This is a genomic window from Aquabacterium sp., assembly GCF_049317225.1.
GTDB lineage: Bacteria > Pseudomonadota > Gammaproteobacteria > Burkholderiales > Burkholderiaceae_C > Aquabacterium.
Genome location: NZ_JBMOIR010000010.1, coordinates 68450 through 87172 on the forward strand (window position 1 = coordinate 68450; position 18723 = coordinate 87172).

Annotated in this window: 15 protein-coding genes; 10 read left to right on the forward strand and 5 right to left on the reverse strand. The window is 59.4% G+C overall.

Annotation, left to right across the window (positions count from 1 at the left end; all coding sequences use genetic code 11):
• Positions 1-4 precede the first annotated feature (4 nt).
• The 4 genes from ribA to smc all read right to left on the reverse strand — a co-directional run bounded on the left by ribA (position 5) and on the right by smc (position 7474).
• The gene (gene ribA / locus ACOYNB_RS08735; RefSeq protein ID WP_374256054.1) at positions 5-652 is read right to left on the reverse strand and encodes a GTP cyclohydrolase II; all 648 of its coding nucleotides are present in this window, start codon (positions 650-652) and stop codon (positions 5-7) included.
• A 69-nt stretch (positions 653-721) separates the two neighbouring features.
• Positions 722-2857, reverse strand: coding sequence for an NAD-dependent DNA ligase LigA (gene ligA, locus ACOYNB_RS08740; RefSeq protein ID WP_422838709.1), 2136 nt, complete (start codon positions 2855-2857; stop codon positions 722-724).
• A 12-nt stretch (positions 2858-2869) separates the two neighbouring features.
• On the reverse strand, positions 2870-3946 hold the full coding sequence (locus tag ACOYNB_RS08745) for a cell division protein ZipA C-terminal FtsZ-binding domain-containing protein (RefSeq protein WP_422838710.1): 1077 nt from the start codon (positions 3944-3946) through the stop codon (positions 2870-2872).
• 12 nt (positions 3947-3958) lie between these two features.
• The gene (gene smc, locus ACOYNB_RS08750; RefSeq protein ID WP_422838711.1) at positions 3959-7474 is read right to left on the reverse strand and encodes a chromosome segregation protein SMC; all 3516 of its coding nucleotides are present in this window, start codon (positions 7472-7474) and stop codon (positions 3959-3961) included.
• Positions 7475-7617: 143 nt separating this feature from the next.
• Here smc and queF point away from each other — a divergent pair, with 143 nt between their 5' ends.
• From queF to ACOYNB_RS08790, 8 genes are read left to right on the forward strand one after another with little or no spacing between them, the layout of a single operon-like run.
• Complete coding sequence (gene queF, locus ACOYNB_RS08755; RefSeq protein WP_374256059.1) at positions 7618-8121, forward strand: preQ(1) synthase; 504 nt, start codon at positions 7618-7620, stop codon at positions 8119-8121.
• Between the two features lie 24 nt (positions 8122-8145).
• Positions 8146-8799: an energy-coupling factor ABC transporter permease gene (locus ACOYNB_RS08760; RefSeq protein ID WP_422838712.1), complete on the forward strand. Its 654-nt coding sequence runs from the start codon at positions 8146-8148 to the stop codon at positions 8797-8799.
• Positions 8800-8848: 49 nt separating this feature from the next.
• Positions 8849-10078, forward strand: a complete 1230-nt coding sequence (gene dapC / locus ACOYNB_RS08765) for a succinyldiaminopimelate transaminase (RefSeq protein WP_422838713.1) — start codon at positions 8849-8851, stop codon at positions 10076-10078.
• Positions 10079-10095: 17 nt separating this feature from the next.
• Complete coding sequence (gene dapD / locus ACOYNB_RS08770; protein ID WP_420816919.1) at positions 10096-10920, forward strand: 2,3,4,5-tetrahydropyridine-2,6-dicarboxylate N-succinyltransferase; 825 nt, start codon at positions 10096-10098, stop codon at positions 10918-10920.
• 52 nt (positions 10921-10972) lie between these two features.
• Positions 10973-12157, forward strand: coding sequence for a PilT/PilU family type 4a pilus ATPase (locus ACOYNB_RS08775; protein WP_422838714.1), 1185 nt, complete (start codon positions 10973-10975; stop codon positions 12155-12157).
• An 8-nt stretch (positions 12158-12165) separates the two neighbouring features.
• Positions 12166-13320: a succinyl-diaminopimelate desuccinylase gene (gene dapE / locus ACOYNB_RS08780; protein WP_422838715.1), complete on the forward strand. Its 1155-nt coding sequence runs from the start codon at positions 12166-12168 to the stop codon at positions 13318-13320.
• Complete coding sequence (gene prmB / locus ACOYNB_RS08785) at positions 13317-14204, forward strand: 50S ribosomal protein L3 N(5)-glutamine methyltransferase (RefSeq protein WP_422838716.1); 888 nt, start codon at positions 13317-13319, stop codon at positions 14202-14204. Before dapE ends, prmB begins: the two co-directional genes overlap by 4 nt.
• Positions 14205-14216: 12 nt before the next feature.
• A complete protein-coding gene (locus ACOYNB_RS08790; protein ID WP_422838717.1) occupies positions 14217-16175 on the forward strand; it encodes an ABC-F family ATP-binding cassette domain-containing protein in 1959 nt (652 codons plus the stop codon).
• Positions 16176-16187: 12 nt separating this feature from the next.
• On the opposite strand, the gene ACOYNB_RS08795 is transcribed toward ACOYNB_RS08790, so the two are convergent.
• On the reverse strand, positions 16188-16586 hold the full coding sequence (locus ACOYNB_RS08795) for a TraR/DksA family transcriptional regulator (protein WP_422838718.1): 399 nt from the start codon (positions 16584-16586) through the stop codon (positions 16188-16190).
• A gap of 355 nt (positions 16587-16941) precedes the next feature.
• Between ACOYNB_RS08795 and ACOYNB_RS08800 the strand changes: the two genes are divergently transcribed.
• Together ACOYNB_RS08800 and moaA are read left to right on the forward strand one after the other, a co-directional pair.
• On the forward strand, positions 16942-17520 hold the full coding sequence (locus ACOYNB_RS08800; RefSeq protein ID WP_422838719.1) for a C40 family peptidase: 579 nt from the start codon (positions 16942-16944) through the stop codon (positions 17518-17520).
• Positions 17521-17583: 63 nt separating this feature from the next.
• Positions 17584-18723: a GTP 3',8-cyclase MoaA gene (gene moaA, locus ACOYNB_RS08805; protein ID WP_422838720.1), complete on the forward strand. Its 1140-nt coding sequence runs from the start codon at positions 17584-17586 to the stop codon at positions 18721-18723.

Below are 18723 nucleotides of genomic sequence, written 5' to 3' on the forward strand. Positions count from 1 at the left end.
ATGTTCAATCCAGCCAATCAATGTGATGGCCGAGCTTGCGCGCCTTGGTACCCAGGTAGCGCTCGTTTTCCGGCTGAACATCGCTGCGCACCGGCACACGTTCTTCAATCTTGACGCCCGCAGACTCCAGCGTGCTCACTTTGCGTGGATTGTTGGTCATCAGCTTGACCGACGAAACGCCAAGCTGAGACAAGATCTGCGCAGCGATATCGAAGTTGCGCAAATCAGCCGGAAAGCCCAAGTGCTGATTCGCCTCGACCGTATCCATGCCTTGATCCTGCAACTGATACGCGCGCAACTTGTTGGCCAAGCCGATACCACGCCCTTCCTGGCGCAGGTACACCACCACCCCACTGCCCTTTTTGCCGATTTCGCGCATCGCAAAATCAAGCTGTGGGCCGCAATCACAGCGGAGGGAACCGAACACGTCTCCAGTCATGCACTCAGAGTGAACGCGGACCAGCGCACTGCCGGTCACATCCCCCATCACCATGGCAATGTGCTCCAGCCCCGTCGAAGGCTCGCGGAACAGCTTCATGGTGAAGCTGCCGTGCGCTGTGGGCACCCGTGCTTCCGCCAAAAATTCGACCATCGCAGCAGTCACGGCGGTCAAGGGTTGTGGTGGTGTGTTGGCGGACTCAGGGATGGACATTTGACTTCCTCAGGGGGCCGTATTTTGCCAAAAGGCCGAGCCCAGCGAACGGCGGACGAGAAAAAGACCTCAGTGGGATTCAGGCACGGGGGCGGCAGCTTCGGCAACCGCCGCAGCCAACAACTCGCGCAAACCAGCCTCGTCAAGGATTGGTACGCCCAGCGACTGAGCTTTCTCCAATTTGCTACCGGCTTCTTCGCCAGCAACGACGTAGTGCGTCTTCTTGGACACCGAACCGGATACCTTGCCGCCAGCACTCTCGATCATCGCCTTGGCTTCATCTCGTGAAAGGCTGGGCAGGGTTCCGGTTAGCACCAAGGTCTTGCCAGCCAAAGGCAAAGTAGATGAATCGCTTTCGGATAAAGGCTCGTGTTCAGGCCATGTCACGCCCGCAACCCGAAGTTGCTCCACCACCTCACGGTTATGGGGCTGGTCAAAGAAGGTTCGAATGCTGTGTGCGACCACGGGCCCCACATCTCGCACCTCCAGCAACTGTTCGACGCTGGCGTCCATGATTCGATCCATTTGACCGAAGTGGCGGGCAAGGTCTTTTGCCGTGGCCTCACCCACGTGCCGGATACCCAGACCGAACAGGAATCTGGGCAAAGTCGCTTCTTTGCTTTTTTCCAGTGCTGCAAGCAGGTTCTGTGCGCTTTTATCTGCCATGCGCTCCAGGGCGGCAAGCTTGGTCAGGCCCATCTTGTACAACTCAGGCAAGGTGCGCACCAAGCCCGCATCGACCAACTGGTCCACCAGCTTGTCACCCAGCCCCTCGATGTCCATCGCGCGGCGTTGCGCAAAGTGCAGCAAAGCCTGCTTTCGCTGTGCAGCACAGTACAAGCCACCCGTACAGCGGTGGTCCACCTCGCCACGCTCTCGCACGACGTCGCTGCCACAGACCGGACACGATTTCGGCATGGCGAAGTTCGGCACGTAAGACAAACGCTCGCCAGCAACCACGCCAACCACCTCAGGGATGACGTCGCCGGCACGCCGGACAATCACGGTATCACCCACGCGCACCCGCTTGCGACGCAACTCAAAGAGGTTGTGCAAGGTCGCATTCGTGACGGTCACGCCTCCCACAAATACGGGCTTCAGACGTGCCACGGGCGTCAGCTTGCCCGTCCGCCCCACCTGAATGTCAATCGCCTCCACTTGCGTCAACTGCTCTTGCGCCGGGTATTTGTGCGCCACTGCCCAGCGAGGTTCACGCGTGACAAAGCCTAACTCCTCTTGCAAGGCTCGGCGATTGACCTTGTAAACCACGCCGTCAATGTCAAAGGGCAATTGGTCTCGCAATGCACCGATGCAACGGTGAAAACCAACCAAGCCTTCCTCACCCGACGCCCCCTGTGCCACCTTGCGGTGCTCACAAACTGGCAAACCCCATGTAGCGAGTGCATCCAGCAGTTCGCTGTGAGTAGGTGGTACAGCCCAACCTTGGACATCACCCAGGCCATAGGCGAAGAAACTCAATGGACGCTTGGCCGCAATCGCCGGGTCCAGTTGGCGGACCGCACCTGCCGCGGCGTTACGCGGATTGACGAAGGTCTTCTCGCCATGTTCGCGCTGACGCTCGTTGAGACGATCAAAATCGTCACGGCGCATGTAAACCTCGCCGCGAACCTCCAGCACCGCGGGCGCATCGCTACCTGTTGATTTGAGCTTGAGCGGAATCTGTCCCACCGTTCGGATGTTCTGTGTCACATCTTCGCCGGTCTCGCCGTCGCCCCGGGTTGCTGCTTGCGTCAGGACACCGTGTTCATAACGCAAATTGATGGCCAAGCCGTCAAACTTCAGCTCAGCAGCGTATTCGACAGGCGGCGCATCATCCGACAAGCCCAGCTCCCGACGAACTCGGGCGTCAAACGCCTCGGCGCCGCTGGCCTCTGTATCAGTCTCTGTGCGGATGGACAGCATCGGAACGGCATGGCGCACCGGCGTGAAACCATCCAGCACCTTGCCCAACACACGCTGAGTCGGCGAGTCGGCAGTCAACAACTCAGGATGCGCTCGCTCAAGCGCCTGCAATTCATTGAAAAGGCGGTCGTACTCCGCATCTGGAATCAGCGGATCATCCAGCACGTAATAACGGTGCGCGTGAGCATGTAACTGCTCACGTAGAGCGCTGGCACGATCTTGCAGTGATGCCGTTTCATTGTCTGCCGGCAAGTCGGCATCAAACATGTCCGTCTGGGGCATGACAGGCCTTCGTCAGCTGAACAGGCGACGGGTCGACGCAGCACCCGCAGCCAGATCACGTGACGCCAATGCTTCATAGAGGCCGGACAGCGCCTGCTCAATCGACGCAAATGCGGCAGGGGTAAATGGCTGTCCTTGGTCGTCAACCATGATGCCGTCCATGCTCAGCGCCAAAGCCTCACCTGCTGCACACCAGGCCTTGAAGGGCTCTTGTTCGACTGCGGTTTGTGGAACGTCGAAGGAGAGGCTTAGCTCGCGCACAGTGGCCTGATCAGGGTCATCGGCAAAAGCCGCTTGAGCGTCGTATTGCAGCGTGAGAATGGGTGGCGCACCTTCCTCGTGTGACGACAACACCATCCGGCCAGGCAAGGCGCCGGCAACGAACCCATGGCGAGCCGCTTGCTGCTGAACGTAACCGATCGACCAAGCGCTGCCTCGGGCGTAAAGCCGCATGGCCAGTTGTGCATCGTGGTCACTGGCAAAAGCATCCAGCTCTTTGGCACGCGCGACCACATCGAGCATGTCCGGGAACTCCACAGCACCGCCCAAAGCGTCCGCCATGGACTGCACTTTCTGAACAAACTCGGAGTACTCGATTTCATTGAGCCCGCCCGTCCGATTCGCCAACAAGACACCGGCCTGCAATTCGGTGTATTGGACACCAGCTTGCGGAGCCTCCCACTCGCCGCAATCGCGACGCAACCCCTCCACCAACACAGGTTTGCTGCCCGCCCGTCGTGTGGGCGGCATGTGCAGCAAGATGTGGTCACCGCTCAACGGTGAATCGATGGTGACGGTTGCGATGGCATCGATCAGTGCATCCAGTCTTGGCCCGTGACGCTTCACCGGAGGGACCGCTGGCAACCGCCCCCCGCCATCATCCAAGCCCATGGGCTGCGTGGGCTCACCATCGAGCATCGGCTCGGTGTGCGTCAAACCGGACTGGCTGTCTCCGTCAATGGGCTCCAGCGTGGCGCGCTTGGGATGTCGGGCTGCTGCACGCCGTGCTGTCCAGGTGCCGTGCGCGATCACGGCCGCCAAAACGATGCCACCCAGGATCGCCAAGTACAGAGTCAGGGAATGATTCATGGTGTCTTGTCCTTAAGCGGTGTGGGCCATGCCCAATGCCGCTTCCATGTCGACCGCCACAATGCGGGACACGCCTTGTTCTTGCATGGTGACGCCGACGAGCTGTTCGGCCATCTCCATGGCAATCTTGTTGTGAGAGATGAAGAGGAACTGGGTTCCGCCCGACATGTTCTTGACCAGGCGCGCATAACGCTCGGTATTGGCATCGTCCAGCGGCGCATCGACCTCATCGAGCAGACAGAATGGCGCCGGGTTCAGTTGGAAGATGGCGAACACCAGCGCGATGGCCGTCAGGGCCTTTTCACCACCAGACAAAAGGTGAATGGTGCTGTTTTTCTTGCCAGGAGGATGCGCCATGACCTGCACGCCGGCATCCAGGATCTCATCGCCTGTCATCACCAGCTTGGCGCTGCCCCCGCCAAACAGGCTGGGGAACATGCGACCGAAATGCTCGTTGACGGTGTTGAACGTGCTACCCAGCAAGTCACGCGTCTCGATGTCGATTTTGTGGATCGCGTCTTCCAGCGTTTTGATGGCATCCAGCAAATCCGCCATTTGCGAGTCAAGGAATCCCTTGCGTTCGCGCGCCGCCGTCAACTCTTCCAGTGCAGCCAGGTTCACCGCACCCAGCGCGTTGATGTCCCGCTGAATGCGATCGATTTCGGACTGCAAACCATAGAGCTTGATGCCGTCACGTTCGATGGCTTCGGCCAACGCGACCAAATCCACTTCCGCAGCCGTGAGCTGCTCCAGGAATTGCGCGCCGCCCAAGCTGGCAGCCTGCTCTTCCAGCTGCAGCTTGGTGATTTGGTCACGCAGCGGCTGCAAGCTCCGCTCGAACGACATCCGCTGTTCGTCAGCACGCCGCAGTTGGGCAGACAAATCGTCATAGCGATTGCGCGTCTGGGCCAGGGCCGACTCTTTCTCCAGCTTCAATGCCAGGGCTTCGTCCAGGCCCGTGTTGGCGGATGCGTCGCTCAACCGGGCTTGTTCCTCGAGCAATTGCGATGCCGATGCTTCGTTTTGTTGGATCTGTTGCGCTGCCGTCTCAATGCTGCGCTGCAACTCGCCCCGACGGGAGGCCAGCGCACGCGCGCTGAACTGCGCCTCTTGAGCTTGACGCTCCAGGCCGCGCTGCTGCTCACGTGCCTGGGTCAAGCGGCGTTCAGCTTCAATGACCGCTTCTTCAAGCTGTGCGTGCCGCTCTTGCGCATCGGCCAGGCTAAGATCCAGTTCTTCAAAACGAGCTTCCCCGGTCGCGCGGCGCTCTTGAAGATCATCCAACTGCGCGTCAATCTCGGCCAGTTCTTCTGATATCTGCCCGTGGCGTGCACTTGCCTGCTCGGCTTGCTGGCTCAGGCGCAAAACTTCCACCTGCAACTGGTGCCCGCGTTGCTGTGCCTCCGTCGTATCGCGACGGGTCGTCGCCAGCCGCTGCGATGCGTCGGTGTAGGCTGCTTCGGCGCGAATCAACGCCCCACGCGCGTCCTCCGCAATCAAGGCCTGCGCCCGAACCTCTTTTTCAAGGTTTTCGATTTCTTGCGCACGGGCCAGCATGCCTGCCTGTTCCGAGTCAGGCGCATAGAAGCTCACCGCAAACTGACTCACCGCATGTCCGGCCCGCGTCATGATCACTTCGCCATGGGTCAACCTGGCGCGATTGGCCAAGGCCTCTTCCATGGTGGACGCGGTATAGACCCCTTCCAGCCAGTCGTTCATCAGCGCCTTGAGCGAAGGCTCGTGGAGCCGCAGCATCTCAGACAGCCTGGGCAAGGTCTGATGACTGTTCTGAATGGCCGCAGCCGGTGCACTGTAAAACGCCAGCTTGGCAGGCGGCGCGTCCATCTCGAACGCTCGAACGGTTTCAACACGCCCGACCTCAATGGCCGACAGCCGTTCACGCAAAGCTGCTTCCAGGGCGTTTTCCCAGCCAGACTCAATGTGGACACGCGTCCACAAGCCCGGAAGGCCATCCAGGCCATGCTTGGCCAACCAAGGCTTCAATTTGCCTTCGGTTTGCACCTTCTCCTGCAAGGTCCTCAGGGCATCCAGGCGGGCAGCCAGCTCCGCTTGCTTGGCTGCTTGTCTTTGACTCTCTTGCTGCTGGGCTTGTCGAGCCTCGTCCAAGGCCGGTACGGTTTCACCCAACTCACCAAACTGGGCCTCGAACAGCGCCACGTCTTCTTGCGCTGCATCCAGTTGGCGCTTCAAGTCTGTCAGCCGATGCTCGTCAGGCAAGGACAAAGTCTGCTTCTCTGACGCGAGCCGCTCGCGACGCAAGTTTAGCTGTCGTGACTGATCATCTACGTTGCGTGACTCTGCGGCGAGCAACTGAATCTGCTGCTGCACTTGTGCCGCGACACCACGCTGTTCGTTGGCACGTTGCGTAGCCGCGCGCACACCGTCTTCGTAGCCCGGAATGTTCATCGCCAGCTCTTCGGCCTGCGCAGCCAGAATCTCGGCCTGTTCTTCGGCCGCGACCATCTTCTCGGCCAGTTCCTCCAGCTCGAACTCGGCCGAAGTGCGGCGCTCCTCCCACTGATCGTTCTGCGCCTTGATCTCAGCCAGTCGCTGCTCGACCTTCTGCCGGCCTTCAATCACATAGCGGATACGCTCTTCCAACCGGCTGACAGCCAGATTGGCCTCGGCCAGCTCACCTTGCGATGTGTGCAAAGCGTCGCTGGCGGCATAGTGATCCTGTCGCACTTGCTCAAGCTCTGCCTCAACCGAGCGCAGTTCGGCCACTCGTGCCTCCAGGGCGTTCGTGGCCTCGGCCACCGCCAAACGAATGCGCGTTTCCTCTGTCGCGGCGTCGCGGTGCTTCAAGAACCACAGCTGATGCAGTTTCTGCGTGCCCTGCTCTTGCAAAGCGTGGTAGCGAGACGCCACCTCGGCCTGTCGCTCCAGCTTGTCGAGGTTGTTGTTCAACTCCCGCAGGATGTCTTCCACCCGGGTGAGGTTTTCGCGCGTGTCCTTCAGGCGGTTTTCTGTTTCACGACGGCGTTCCTTGTACTTCGAAACACCGGCTGCCTCCTCCAGAAAAAGTCGCAACTCTTCTGGTTTGGATTCAATGATGCGGCTGATCGTGCCCTGCCCGATGATGGCGTAGGCGCGGGGGCCCAGGCCCGTTCCCAGGAACACGTCCTGCACGTCACGACGACGCACAGGCTGGTTATTGATGAAATAGCTGGACGTCCCGTCTCGGGTCAGCACACGCTTGACTGCAATTTCAGCGAACTGGTTCCACTGTCCACCAGCGCGCCCCAGCTCATTACTGAACACCAACTCCACGCTCGCGCGACTGGCAGGCTTGCGGTTACCTGAGCCATTGAAAATGACGTCTTGCATGGACTCGCCACGCAACTCAGACGCTTTCGATTCGCCCAGCACCCAACGCACCGCGTCCATGATGTTGGACTTGCCGCAACCGTTTGGGCCGACAACACCCACCAGCTGCCCAGGCAGATGGAAATGGGTAGGTTCAGCGAATGACTTGAAGCCAGACAGCTTGATCGAATTCAGTCGCATGCTTCAACGGTCTGCAGCACAGGTGCCGACTTTCTAAGTCCTTGATTTATCAAGAGAAACCAACATTGACAGAGGTCAAGGTCAATCAAAGATGATAGCATCGCCTCTTTGCTGGAAAACTGTTACCCCCTGAGTTGATCATCATGGCCAAGAAAACACCCGCATCGACCACGAAAGCCAAAGACGAGACCAAGCTGAGCGTTGGCGAGCGCGCCAAGCCTGCGACCCCGCCTTCGGCCCCCTCCCGCACGCTGGATGTTTTCCCAAACCCTGCGCCTGAGCGTGACTATGTGATCCAGTTCCAGGTGCCCGAGTTCACCTGCTTCTGCCCTCTGACAGGCCAGCCCGATTTTGCGCACTTCACGATTGACTGCATTGCCGACAAGCTTTGCATCGAACTGAAGAGCCTGAAGATGTACATGTGGAGCTACCGTAACGACGGCGCTTTCCACGAAAAGGTCACCAACGACATCCTGACCGACATGGTCAAGGCCATCGACCCGCGCTACCTGCGCATCACCGCCAAGTGGTATGTCCGTGGCGGCATCTACACCAACGTCGTGGTCGAGCACCGCAAGAAGGGGTGGAAGCCTGCGCCCAAGGTCGAGCTGCCCCAGCACAACGCCGAAACGGGTCTGCTCGGCTAATTCGCCCATCAGTCCTCGCGCGCAGTGCCCACCACCCTTCCAACGGGTGACATGCTGGTGATGCTGGCCGTCCTCGCGACGGCCTTTGCATTCAAGCCCTGGCTACCGCTGTCACACCGTCCACTTCAGATGCCATGGCTGGGTGCCATGACTCTGCTGCCGTTCGTCTGGTGGACAGAGCATCTGCTGCCGAATGGGATGGCTCTGCACATCACCGGCTCATTCCTGCTGATTTTGATGTTCGGCTGGCCTCTGGCCATGTGGAGCCTGCTACCGATCGGGTTTGCCGCGGGCCTGATTGGTCAGACTCACTCACCCGAGATCGGTCAGATCCTGCAGCACATTGTGTGGCACGGCATGATTCCCGGCACGCTCGGTCTGTTGATCGGGCTGGGCGTGCGTACTTGGGTGGCGCAACACATGTTTGTGTACATCTTGGGCCGGGCGTTCATGACCACCGCGGTCGCCGTCAGCATCAGTAGCGTGCTGGCCTGGATCACCGGACAAAAGCCCGACACGCTGTCAACCGAAGAATGGATGCTGGCTCACTGGCTGCTCGGCTGGGCCGAAGCCATCAGCACCGGAATGCTGACATCGATCTTTGTCGCTTTCAAACCCGAATGGCTGCTCACCTACTCAGATGAGCGCTACCTCCCCCGCAAACCGGGCACGAAGTGAGGCAAACGCCCACTGACTGACCACTGATGCCCAAGGATAATGGCCTGCCATGAATCCACTGCTGAAAAAACTCCAGCCCTACCCGTTTGAACGCCTGCGCGGCCTCACATCGGGCGTCGTACCCAATGCCGCTTACCGTGCCATCAGCTTGGGAATCGGCGAACCCAAACACGCCACGCCAAGCTTTATCAAAGATGCCTTGACGGCTGGACTGGATGGGTTGGCCAACTATCCCGCAACCGCCGGCGAGCCCACACTGCGTGAAGCGTGCGTTAACTGGATTGAGCGTCGCTACGGCTTGAAGCTTGACGCCGCGACCCAAGTCTTGCCCGTCAACGGCTCGCGTGAGGCCCTGTTTGCGCTGGCTCAGGCCGTGATTGATCCCACGCAGCACCAAGATGTCGGTGGCCCTGCAGTGGTGTGTCCCAACCCCTTCTATCAAATTTACGAAGGCGCTGCGCTGCTGGCTGGCGCTCGAGTGGTGTTTGCCAACTCCGATCCTGCACGTAACTTTGCTGCAGACTGGTCGAGCATCCCCGAATCCACTTGGGCGACGACACAACTGCTTTACGTCTGCTCGCCCGGGAACCCAACCGGTGCGGTCATGCCGCTGGAGGAGTGGAATAAGCTGTTTGACCTCAGCGACCGCTACGGGTTTGTGATCGCTTCGGACGAGTGCTATTCCGAAATCTACTTCCGCGAAGGTGCAGATGCTGCCCCGCTGGGCGGCCTGGAAGCTGCAGCCAAACTCGGTCGCGCAGATTTCAAGAACCTGATTGCGCTGACCAGTCTGTCGAAGCGGTCCAATGTGCCGGGTTTGCGCTCGGGCTTCGTTGCCGGTGATGCCAGCCTGATGAAAGCATTCCTGCTGTACCGCACTTACCATGGCAGCGCCATGGGCCCTGCTGTTCAGCGTGCCAGTGTGGCCGCCTGGAATGACGAGGCTCACGTGGTCGAGAACCGCGCGCTCTATCGCCAGAAGTTTGAGAAAGTCACCCCCATTCTGGCTTCCGTGATGAACGTCGCCCTGCCCGACGCCGGCTTCTACCTCTGGGCAAAGGTGCCTGCACATGTGTGTGGCGGCAGTGACGAAGCGTTCACCCGTGAATTGCTGGCTCAATACAATGTCGCGGTTTTGCCTGGCAGCTACCTGGCCCGTGAAGCAAATGGCATCAATCCGGGCGCTGGCCGTGTTCGCATGGCGCTGGTCGCGGGTGTCGACGAATGCGTCGAAGCCGCTGAGCGCATCAAAGCCTTCATCCAATCTCAATCTGCCTGATTTTCAGAAAGAACATCATGTCTCAAGCTCTGCAATCCGTTATCGACAACGCCTGGGAACAGCGCACCTCGCTGTCTGCCGCATCGGCTCCAGCTGAAATCCGTGACGCAGTCAATCACATCATTGACCAACTGGATACCGGCAAGCTGCGCGTGGCCGAGAAGATCAACGGCCAGTGGGAAACCCATCAGTGGGTCAAGAAGGCTGTCCTGCTGAGCTTCCGCCTGAACGACAACGTGCCCATGGGCCAAGGCGATCTGCAGTTCTTCGACAAGGTGCCCACCAAGTACGCCGGCATGAGCGCCGAGCAACTGGCCGCCACGGGCGTGCGCGTGGTGCCACCCGCTGTGGCCCGCCGTGGCTCGTTCCAGGCCAAGAACGTCATCCTGATGCCTTCTTACGTGAACATCGGCGCCTACGTCGATGAAGGCACCATGGTCGACACCTGGGCCACCGTGGGTTCTTGTGCCCAGATCGGCAAGAACGTTCACCTGTCGGGTGGCGTGGGCATCGGCGGCGTGCTGGAACCCCTGCAAGCCAATCCCACCATCATTGAAGACAACTGCTTCATCGGCGCACGCTCCGAAGTGGTCGAAGGCGTGATCGTGGAAGAAAACTCCGTGATCTCGATGGGTGTGTACATCGGTCAGTCCACCAAGATCTACGACCGTGCCACAGGCGAAGTCACCTACGGCCGCATCCCTGCCGGCTCCGTGGTGGTGTCGGGCAACCTGCCTTCTGCCGATGGCAAGTACAGCCTGTACTGCGCCGTGATCGTCAAGCGCGTGGATGCCCAAACCCGTTCAAAGACCAGCATCAACGATCTGCTGCGTGGCGCCTGATCGGCCCCTGCCGTGATCCTGTCCTAATTCAATCCAACCGGGAGATCATCTGATGAGTGGTGGCAACCTTGAAAAGGTTCTGCGCCTGATGGCGGAGAAGAAGGCGTCGGACGTGTTCTTGTCTGCCAAGACGCCCATCCTCATCAAGATCAATGGACAGATCATGCAACTCACCGACCAGGTGTTGTCGCCGTCACAGCCGCGACAACTCCTGGCGGAATTGATCACGCCCACACAAATGGAAGAGCTCGACGAGACGGGCGAGCTCAATCTGGGTATCACGATCCCAGGTGTCGCCATTTTCCGTCTCAGCGCCTTCAAGCAACGTGGGTCTGTGGCAGCCGTGTTCCGTTACATCCCCACGGACATTCCTGCACTGGATTCATTGAACGTGCCGGATGCGCTGAGCGAACTGGTTCTGGAAAAGCGCGGCCTGATCTTGTTGGTCGGCGCAACGGGTGCCGGTAAAAGCACGACGCTGGCGTCGATGCTGGAGCACCGCAACCAGCGCATGACCGGTCACATCCTAACGATCGAAGATCCGCTGGAATTCCTGTTCACCAACAAAAAATCGGTGGTGAACCAACGCGAAGTGGGCCGAGACACGCAGTCGCTGCAAGTCGGACTGAAAAACGCGCTTCGCCAAGCCCCGGACTGCATCATGATCGGCGAAATTCGCGATCGCGAAACCATGACGGCAGCGCTGTCGTATGCGCTGTCTGGTCACCTGGTTTTGTCGACCCTGCACGCGAACAACAGCTACCACGCGCTGGGACGTATCCTGTCCTTCTACACCCCTGAAGCCCGTCCTGCCCTGCTGAGCGACTTGGCCTCAGGCTTGAAGGCCATCGTGTCGCAGCGACTGCTCAAGTCCACCTCCGGTGGGCGAGTGCCCGCCGTTGAAGTGCTGCTGAACACACAACTGGTGTCTGAAATGATCACGCGTGGTGACTTCACAGAGGTGAAGGAAGCGCTTGAGAAGTCCCTTGCGGAAGGATCGCAGACATTTGAAGCGGCCATCGCCAAGCTCATCAACGACGGACTTGTGACCCGAGATGAGGGCTTGGCACACGCCGACTCGCCGACCAACCTGATGTGGCGACTGGAAAACGAGACGACCATCAAGTCGAAGCTACAAGCCAAAGCGGAAGACCACGACGATGGCCCCTCGTTCACCGAAATCACGCTGGAGGTCGGGGACGATTCCCCCAGCGGGTTCTCCAGCACCCGACTTTGATTTGATTCATGACTGCCACCATTCGCCTCACTGAGGCGCTGATCGCCCGCCCTTCCGTCACGCCTGAAGATCAAGGCTGTCAGACCCTGATGGCCGAGCGCTTGTCGGCCATCGGCTTTGAGTGCCAAACCCTGGTGTTTGGCCCGGAAGCCGCCCCCGTGACCAATTTGTGGGCCATCAAACGGGGGCATGGTTACGCATCGGGCGCTCCCACCCTCGTGTTTGCCGGGCATACCGACGTCGTACCGACAGGCCCATTGGATCAATGGACCTCCCCACCGTTTGTTCCGACTTACCGGGACGGCATGCTCTACGGGCGGGGCTCAGCAGACATGAAAACATCGCTGGCCGCCATGATTGTTGCCAGCGAGGAATTCATTGCCCGTCATCCGGACCACGCTGGCAGCATCGCGTTTTTGATCACCAGTGATGAAGAGGGGCCGTCCATTGACGGCACCGTCAAGGTCTGCGAGTGGCTTCAGGAAAAGGGAGAGCGACTGGATGCCTGCATCGTCGGCGAACCCACCTCGGTCAACCGCGTCGGCGACATGATCAAGAACGGGCGCCGAGGCTCGCTGTCAGGCAAGTTGCGCGTCAAAGGTGTTCAAGGGCACATCGCGTACCCTCATCTGGCCAAAAACCCGATCCACCTTGCTGCTCCGGCTCTGGCTGAGTTGACCAGCATCGTCTGGGATCAGGGCAACGACCATTTCCCACCAACAACCTGGCAGATGTCCAACATCCATGCCGGCACCGGCGCCAACAATGTGATCCCCGGCGAGTTGGTCATTGACTTCAACTTTCGCTTCTCGACCGAATCCACCCCCGAGGGACTCCAGGCTCGCCTTGAAGACGTGCTGCGTCAGCATGGACTCGACTTCCATATTGACTGGGTTCTTGGTGGCCGCCCGTTTTTGACACGCAAAGGCCCCTTGGTGGATGCCATCGCGGCCGCCATCCAGTCCGTGACGGGTATAGAGACGGAGTTGTCGACGTCAGGCGGCACGTCCGATGGCCGATTCATCGCCCAAATCTGCCCTCAGGTCGTGGAATTCGGCCCGGTCAATGCAACGATCCACAAAATCGACGAACACGTCACTGTTGCAGACATTGAGCCGTTGAAGGACATCTACCAGCAGACGCTGGAAAGGCTGCTTGCGTGACCATTTTTGAGCTGATTGAGCGAAGTGCAGTCCAACTGACCCAGGCCCAAGTCGCCTTTGGACACGGCACCACCAACGCGTTTGACGAGGCGGCGTGGCTCACGCTGTGGCGCTTGAACATGCCCCTCGACGCACTGTACGACGTGGCCCAGCAGCCCGTTGCGCCCGACCAGGCTGAACAGGTTCAGGCACTCATCGAACAGCGCATCACCACACGCAAGCCAGCCGCCTACCTCACCCAAGAAGCGTGGTTGCAAGGCATCCCGTTCTACGTCGACGAACGTGTCATCGTGCCGCGCTCCTTCATCGCCGAAGTCTTGGCAGACGGCAGCATTGACCATTGGCTGAGCGACCGGACCCATCGCGTGCTCGACCTTTGCACCGGCAACGGCAGTCTCGCGATTCTGGCTGCGATGGCGTACCCCGAAGTCGTGGTAGATGGCGTAGACATCAGCACCGACGCGCTGGAGGTTGCAAAGATCAATGTGGCTCGCCACGAATTGGATCAACGCATCTCGCTGATTCAAAGCGATGGTTTGGCTTCCGTTCATGGCCCCTACGACCTGATCCTGTGCAACCCACCCTATGTCAATGCGCAATCCATGCAGGCATTGCCGGCGGAGTACCGAGCTGAACCCGAATTGGCCCTGGCTTCGGGTGAAGACGGCATGGATTTCACCCGTGCGCTGTTCTCAGCCATTCGTGCAGAGCCCGATCGCTACATGACCGAAGATGCCGTGCTGATCCTGGAGATCGGCAACGAGCGCCCCAATTTTGAACGCGCATTTCCTGGCCTTCCCGCCGTCTGGCTGGATACCAGTTCGGGCGCAGACCAACTGCTGCTCCTGACCCGTGATGCGCTGCTGCTGGATCCGGCAGCCTGAATCGACAAGCCCATGATCGTTTTGAAGCATGTCTCCCTGATGCGGGGGACCAAGCCTGTGCTTGAGCAAGCCAGCGCCACCATCCATCCAGGAGAGAAGGTGGGTCTCATCGGTCGAAACGGTGCGGGTAAGTCATCGTTGTTTTCCTTGCTGGCCAGTCGCCTGCATCCGGATGCCGGTGACGTCGAGATCCCCCCGAGTTGGTTACAACCTGGGGGCATGGCCGAAGTGGCGCAGAACATGCCCGAGACCGCCGAGCCTGCCACCGAATTCGTACTACAGGGCGACACGCGGCTGATGAAGGCTCGCCAGGATCTGGCCGACGCCGAATCCGCAGGAGATGGTCACGCCATCGGCGAAGCACACGCCGCACTAGCTGAAGCAGGCCACTTCGATGCCGCCGCACGCGCTCAGGCCTTGCTTTTGGGCCTGGGTTTCCGGATGGAACAAACTCAGCAGCCCGTCAACAGCTTCTCGGGCGGTTGGCGGATGCGCCTGCAATTGGCGCGTGCGCTGATGTGTCCAGCGCAATTGCTGCTGCTCGACGAACCCACCAACCACTTGGACTTGGATGCCTTGGTGTGGCTGGAAGGATGGCTTCAGCGCTACGAAGGCACCTTGCTCATCATCAGCCATGACCGCGAATTTCTGGATGCCATCACCCGGGTGACGCTGCATCTCGACGAAGGCAAGCTGACACGCTACACCGGTGGCTACACTGCCTTTGAGTCGTTGCGAGCCGAGCGACTCAACCAACAACAAGCGGCTTACGAAAAGCAGCAAGACCGCATCGCCCACTTGCAACGCTTCATCGACCGATTCAAGGCCAAGGCCACTAAGGCAAAGCAGGCGCAAAGTCGCGTCAAGGCTTTGGAGCGCATGGAGAAACTGGCGCCCGTATTGACTGCCAGCGACTTTGAATTCGAGTTCCCCGAGCCCAGCAGCCTGCCAAACCCCATGTTGGTGATGAAGGACCTGGCTTGCGGTTACAGCCGTGACGACGGCTCGGCTTTGACCATCGTCTCCAGCGTGAACCGATCTGTGCTGCCCGGTCAACGCATCGGCATCCTGGGCGCCAACGGTCAGGGCAAGTCAACCTTGGTCAAGACGCTGGCGCACATGCAATCACCCACAAGCGGTCAGGTCACCGAGGGCAAGGGACTGAGCATTGGCTACTTTGCACAGCAAGAACTCGACGTGCTGCGCCCCGATGAGGGCCCGCTTGCACACATGATCCGTCTGGCCAAGGAAGTCAGCCCTCAAGCCCGCGAACAAGAATTGCGAGACTTCCTGGGCCGCTTCCGGTTCACCGGCGACATGGTGATGCAGCCTGTGGGCCAGTTCAGTGGCGGCGAAAAGGCGCGATTGGTGCTGGCGCTGGTGGTCTGGCAACGTCCCAACTTGTTGCTGCTTGACGAGCCCACCAACCATCTGGATCTCACGACACGTGAAGCACTGAGCATCGCCCTCAACGAGTTTGAAGGAACGGTGATGCTGGTCAGCCATGATCGCGCCTTGCTGCGCGAGGTGTGCGACGAGTTCTGGCTGGTCACCAAAGGTGGGGTATCCACGTTCGATGGTGACCTGGACGACTACCAGCGCTGGCTGCAGGAACAAGCCCGAGAGGTGGCATTAGCAGCCCGGGCCGCGCGTGACACCGAACGGGCAGCCAGCACTGCGGATGCTGCGGCGAGCAATCGCCGTGAGGACCGCAAAGCCCAAGCCCAAGCGCGACAAAAGCTGGCAGAGCAAGCCAAGCCGCTGAAAAACGAACTCAAGAAGGTCGACGACCGGATGGCGCTAGCCAATGCCGAGCAAGAAACCATCATGAATGCGTTAGGCGACTCCGCGCTCCCCGCCACAGAACGAGCAGACTTGGGACGACGCCTCAAGGCTCTGGGCGACGAAATCGAAACGCTCGAATCCCGCTGGCTTGAGTTGACAGACGCCTTGGATCAATTGGGCGCCTGAGCGCCCCATAGATCAATGAACGTGGCGGTGCTCGGCCTTGTCCTGACATGCCACGCAGTGACTGGCCTCTGGCAAAACCTCCAATCGCGCAATGCTGATGTCCTCACCGCACTCGGTGCATTGCCCGTAAGAGCCCTCGCTCATCCGGTCTAGCGCTGCCTGAATGTCTCGCAGTTCAGCTCGATCGTGCTGAATCATGGCGATCACCTCGTCATCCACCTCAGAGATGGCTGCTCCGTCCTGACCTGCCACATAGGTGTTACGGACGAAACTGTCCTCTGCAGCCAAACGTTCGCGCAGAGCATGGTCCTGTTGAGCCAAGTCCTTCAACTTGGACTCCAACTTCTCCTTTAAAGAAGCGACGACAGCGTCATTGAGGCCCTTGGCGTTGTTTGTAATGTTGGTGCTCATTTCAGTCTCCGTTGCTAACCGCTTTTGGTCATTGCTGACAGGTTAGGAGCTTTGAGACACAAGAACTTGCGGCACATCAAGCACTAGCCGAGCCTCACAGCCCCCCCCGTGGAATTCCAGCCAAAACGCCACGCACACCCCTTGACTTTCGGACACCCCCCCTGTTTTCGGTACAAATTTGCCAGTTTCAGGGCGTAAATGAGGTTGACGCCAACGGAAACCGCACGTAGGCTTGCCACCCATGCAGTTTTTGAACCGACATCCAGACTCATCGTTTAACGGTGACCATGCTTGCCGGAGTCGTGAGGCCAGCGCTTGGAGCCGGGCCGTACGGGCTTCTCTGCTGGCTGGGCTGATGAGCACCGGTCTGTTGACGTCCGTCCATGCTCAGCAACAGCCCCCAGCCCCTACCGCGGTTCAGGCTGACACCGATCCCGTATCCCGCTTTTTGTCTGACCGAGGGCTGATCCCTTCGACCCGCCCGGTCGTCGAGTTGGCTCAACAGGTTCGCGACAAAGCAACCGACATGGCGTCTGAGCTGGTTTTGTCCGCCATGAATTTCCTCGGCGTCCCCTACCGTCGCGGTGGTACATCGGCTGAAAGCGGGTTTGACTGCAGCGGGTTCACCCGCCACGTGTTCGAAAACAGTGTGGGCCTGATCCTGCCCCGTCGTGCCATCGAGCAGGCCAACTCCCCTGACTTGGTGCCGGTCAAAAAGAACGAACTCAAGCCTGGCGACTTGGTGTTCTTCAACACACTGCGGCACACTTTCTCGCACGTGGGTATCTATATTGGTGATGACAAGTTCATCCATTCGCCCCGTGCTGGCGGCGAAGTACGTGTGGAAGACATGCGCCAGAGCTATTGGCAGCAGCGCTTTGACGGCGCACGCCGCGCCCCCACCGTCAACGCGCGTCAACAGAACAACAACTGATCAGCCTTCGATTGCTGTCCCTGCTGAATGTAGGGGCAGGTTGTTCACGCAAAATGCGAGCCCATGAGCCAGCAGTTGCGTCCTGACTTCCACAGAGTGATCCCCATTGCGTCCGCCCCCGATGCAATGCCGCTCACTCAATCAGCGGACTTTGCCCCGTCTATCTCGGACAACACGCTCTTGGATCAATTGGGGCGCCCACTGCGTGATTTGCGCATTTCAGTCACGGATCGCTGCAACTTCCGGTGCGGCTACTGCATGCCACGTGACGTTTTTGACAAGCATCACGCGTTCCTGCCCCAAACCCAACTGCTGACCTTTGAGGAGATCACGCACGTTGCCGACGCGTTCGTAGGGTTGGGTGTGCGAAAACTGAGAATCACCGGCGGGGAGCCCCTGCTGCGCAAAGACATCGAGACGCTCATCCGTCGACTCGCCAATCTTCGATGCGCCGACGGCACCCCGCCTGAACTGGCCCTGACCACCAATGGCGTGCTTCTGACGAAGAAGGCCAAACAACTCCGTAAAGCAGGCTTGCAGCGCCTCACCATCAGTCTGGATGCGCTGGACGACGTGATCTTCAAGCGCATGAGCGACACTGATCTCGACGTTCATGCCGTTCTGGACGGCATTGCTGCAGCCCAAGCAGCAGGCTTTGCATCGATCAAGGTCAACACCGTCATTCAACGCGGCGTCAACGATCATCAGATTCTGCCCATCGCACGACACTTTTATGGCACGGGTGTCGAAGTGCGCTTCATCGAGTTCATGGACGTTGGCAACACCAACCTCTGGGAAATGGACAGGGTGCTGACCGCAGAGCAAATCCGCAACGTGTTGCATACAGAGATGCCCCTCCACCCGCTGCCCCGCAACACCCACAGCACAGCACAACGATGGGCCTACACGGACGGTGGCGGGCAGGTCGGCTTCATCGCCAGTGTCACTCAACCGTTTTGCGGCGACTGTTCTCGCATGCGACTGTCAACCGACGGCAAGTTGTTCACATGCTTGTTCGCTGGACAAGGTTACGACCTTCGCCGCGCCATCCGAGACGAGCAACTTGCCATCGATCCACTGCGACAGAAAATCGCAGCAGTTTGGCTGCAGCGCCAGGACCGCTATTCAGAACAACGTGATGTGCGAGGAACCCCAAAGGTCGACACGCAGCCCAAGGTCGAAATGAGCTTCATCGGAGGTTAA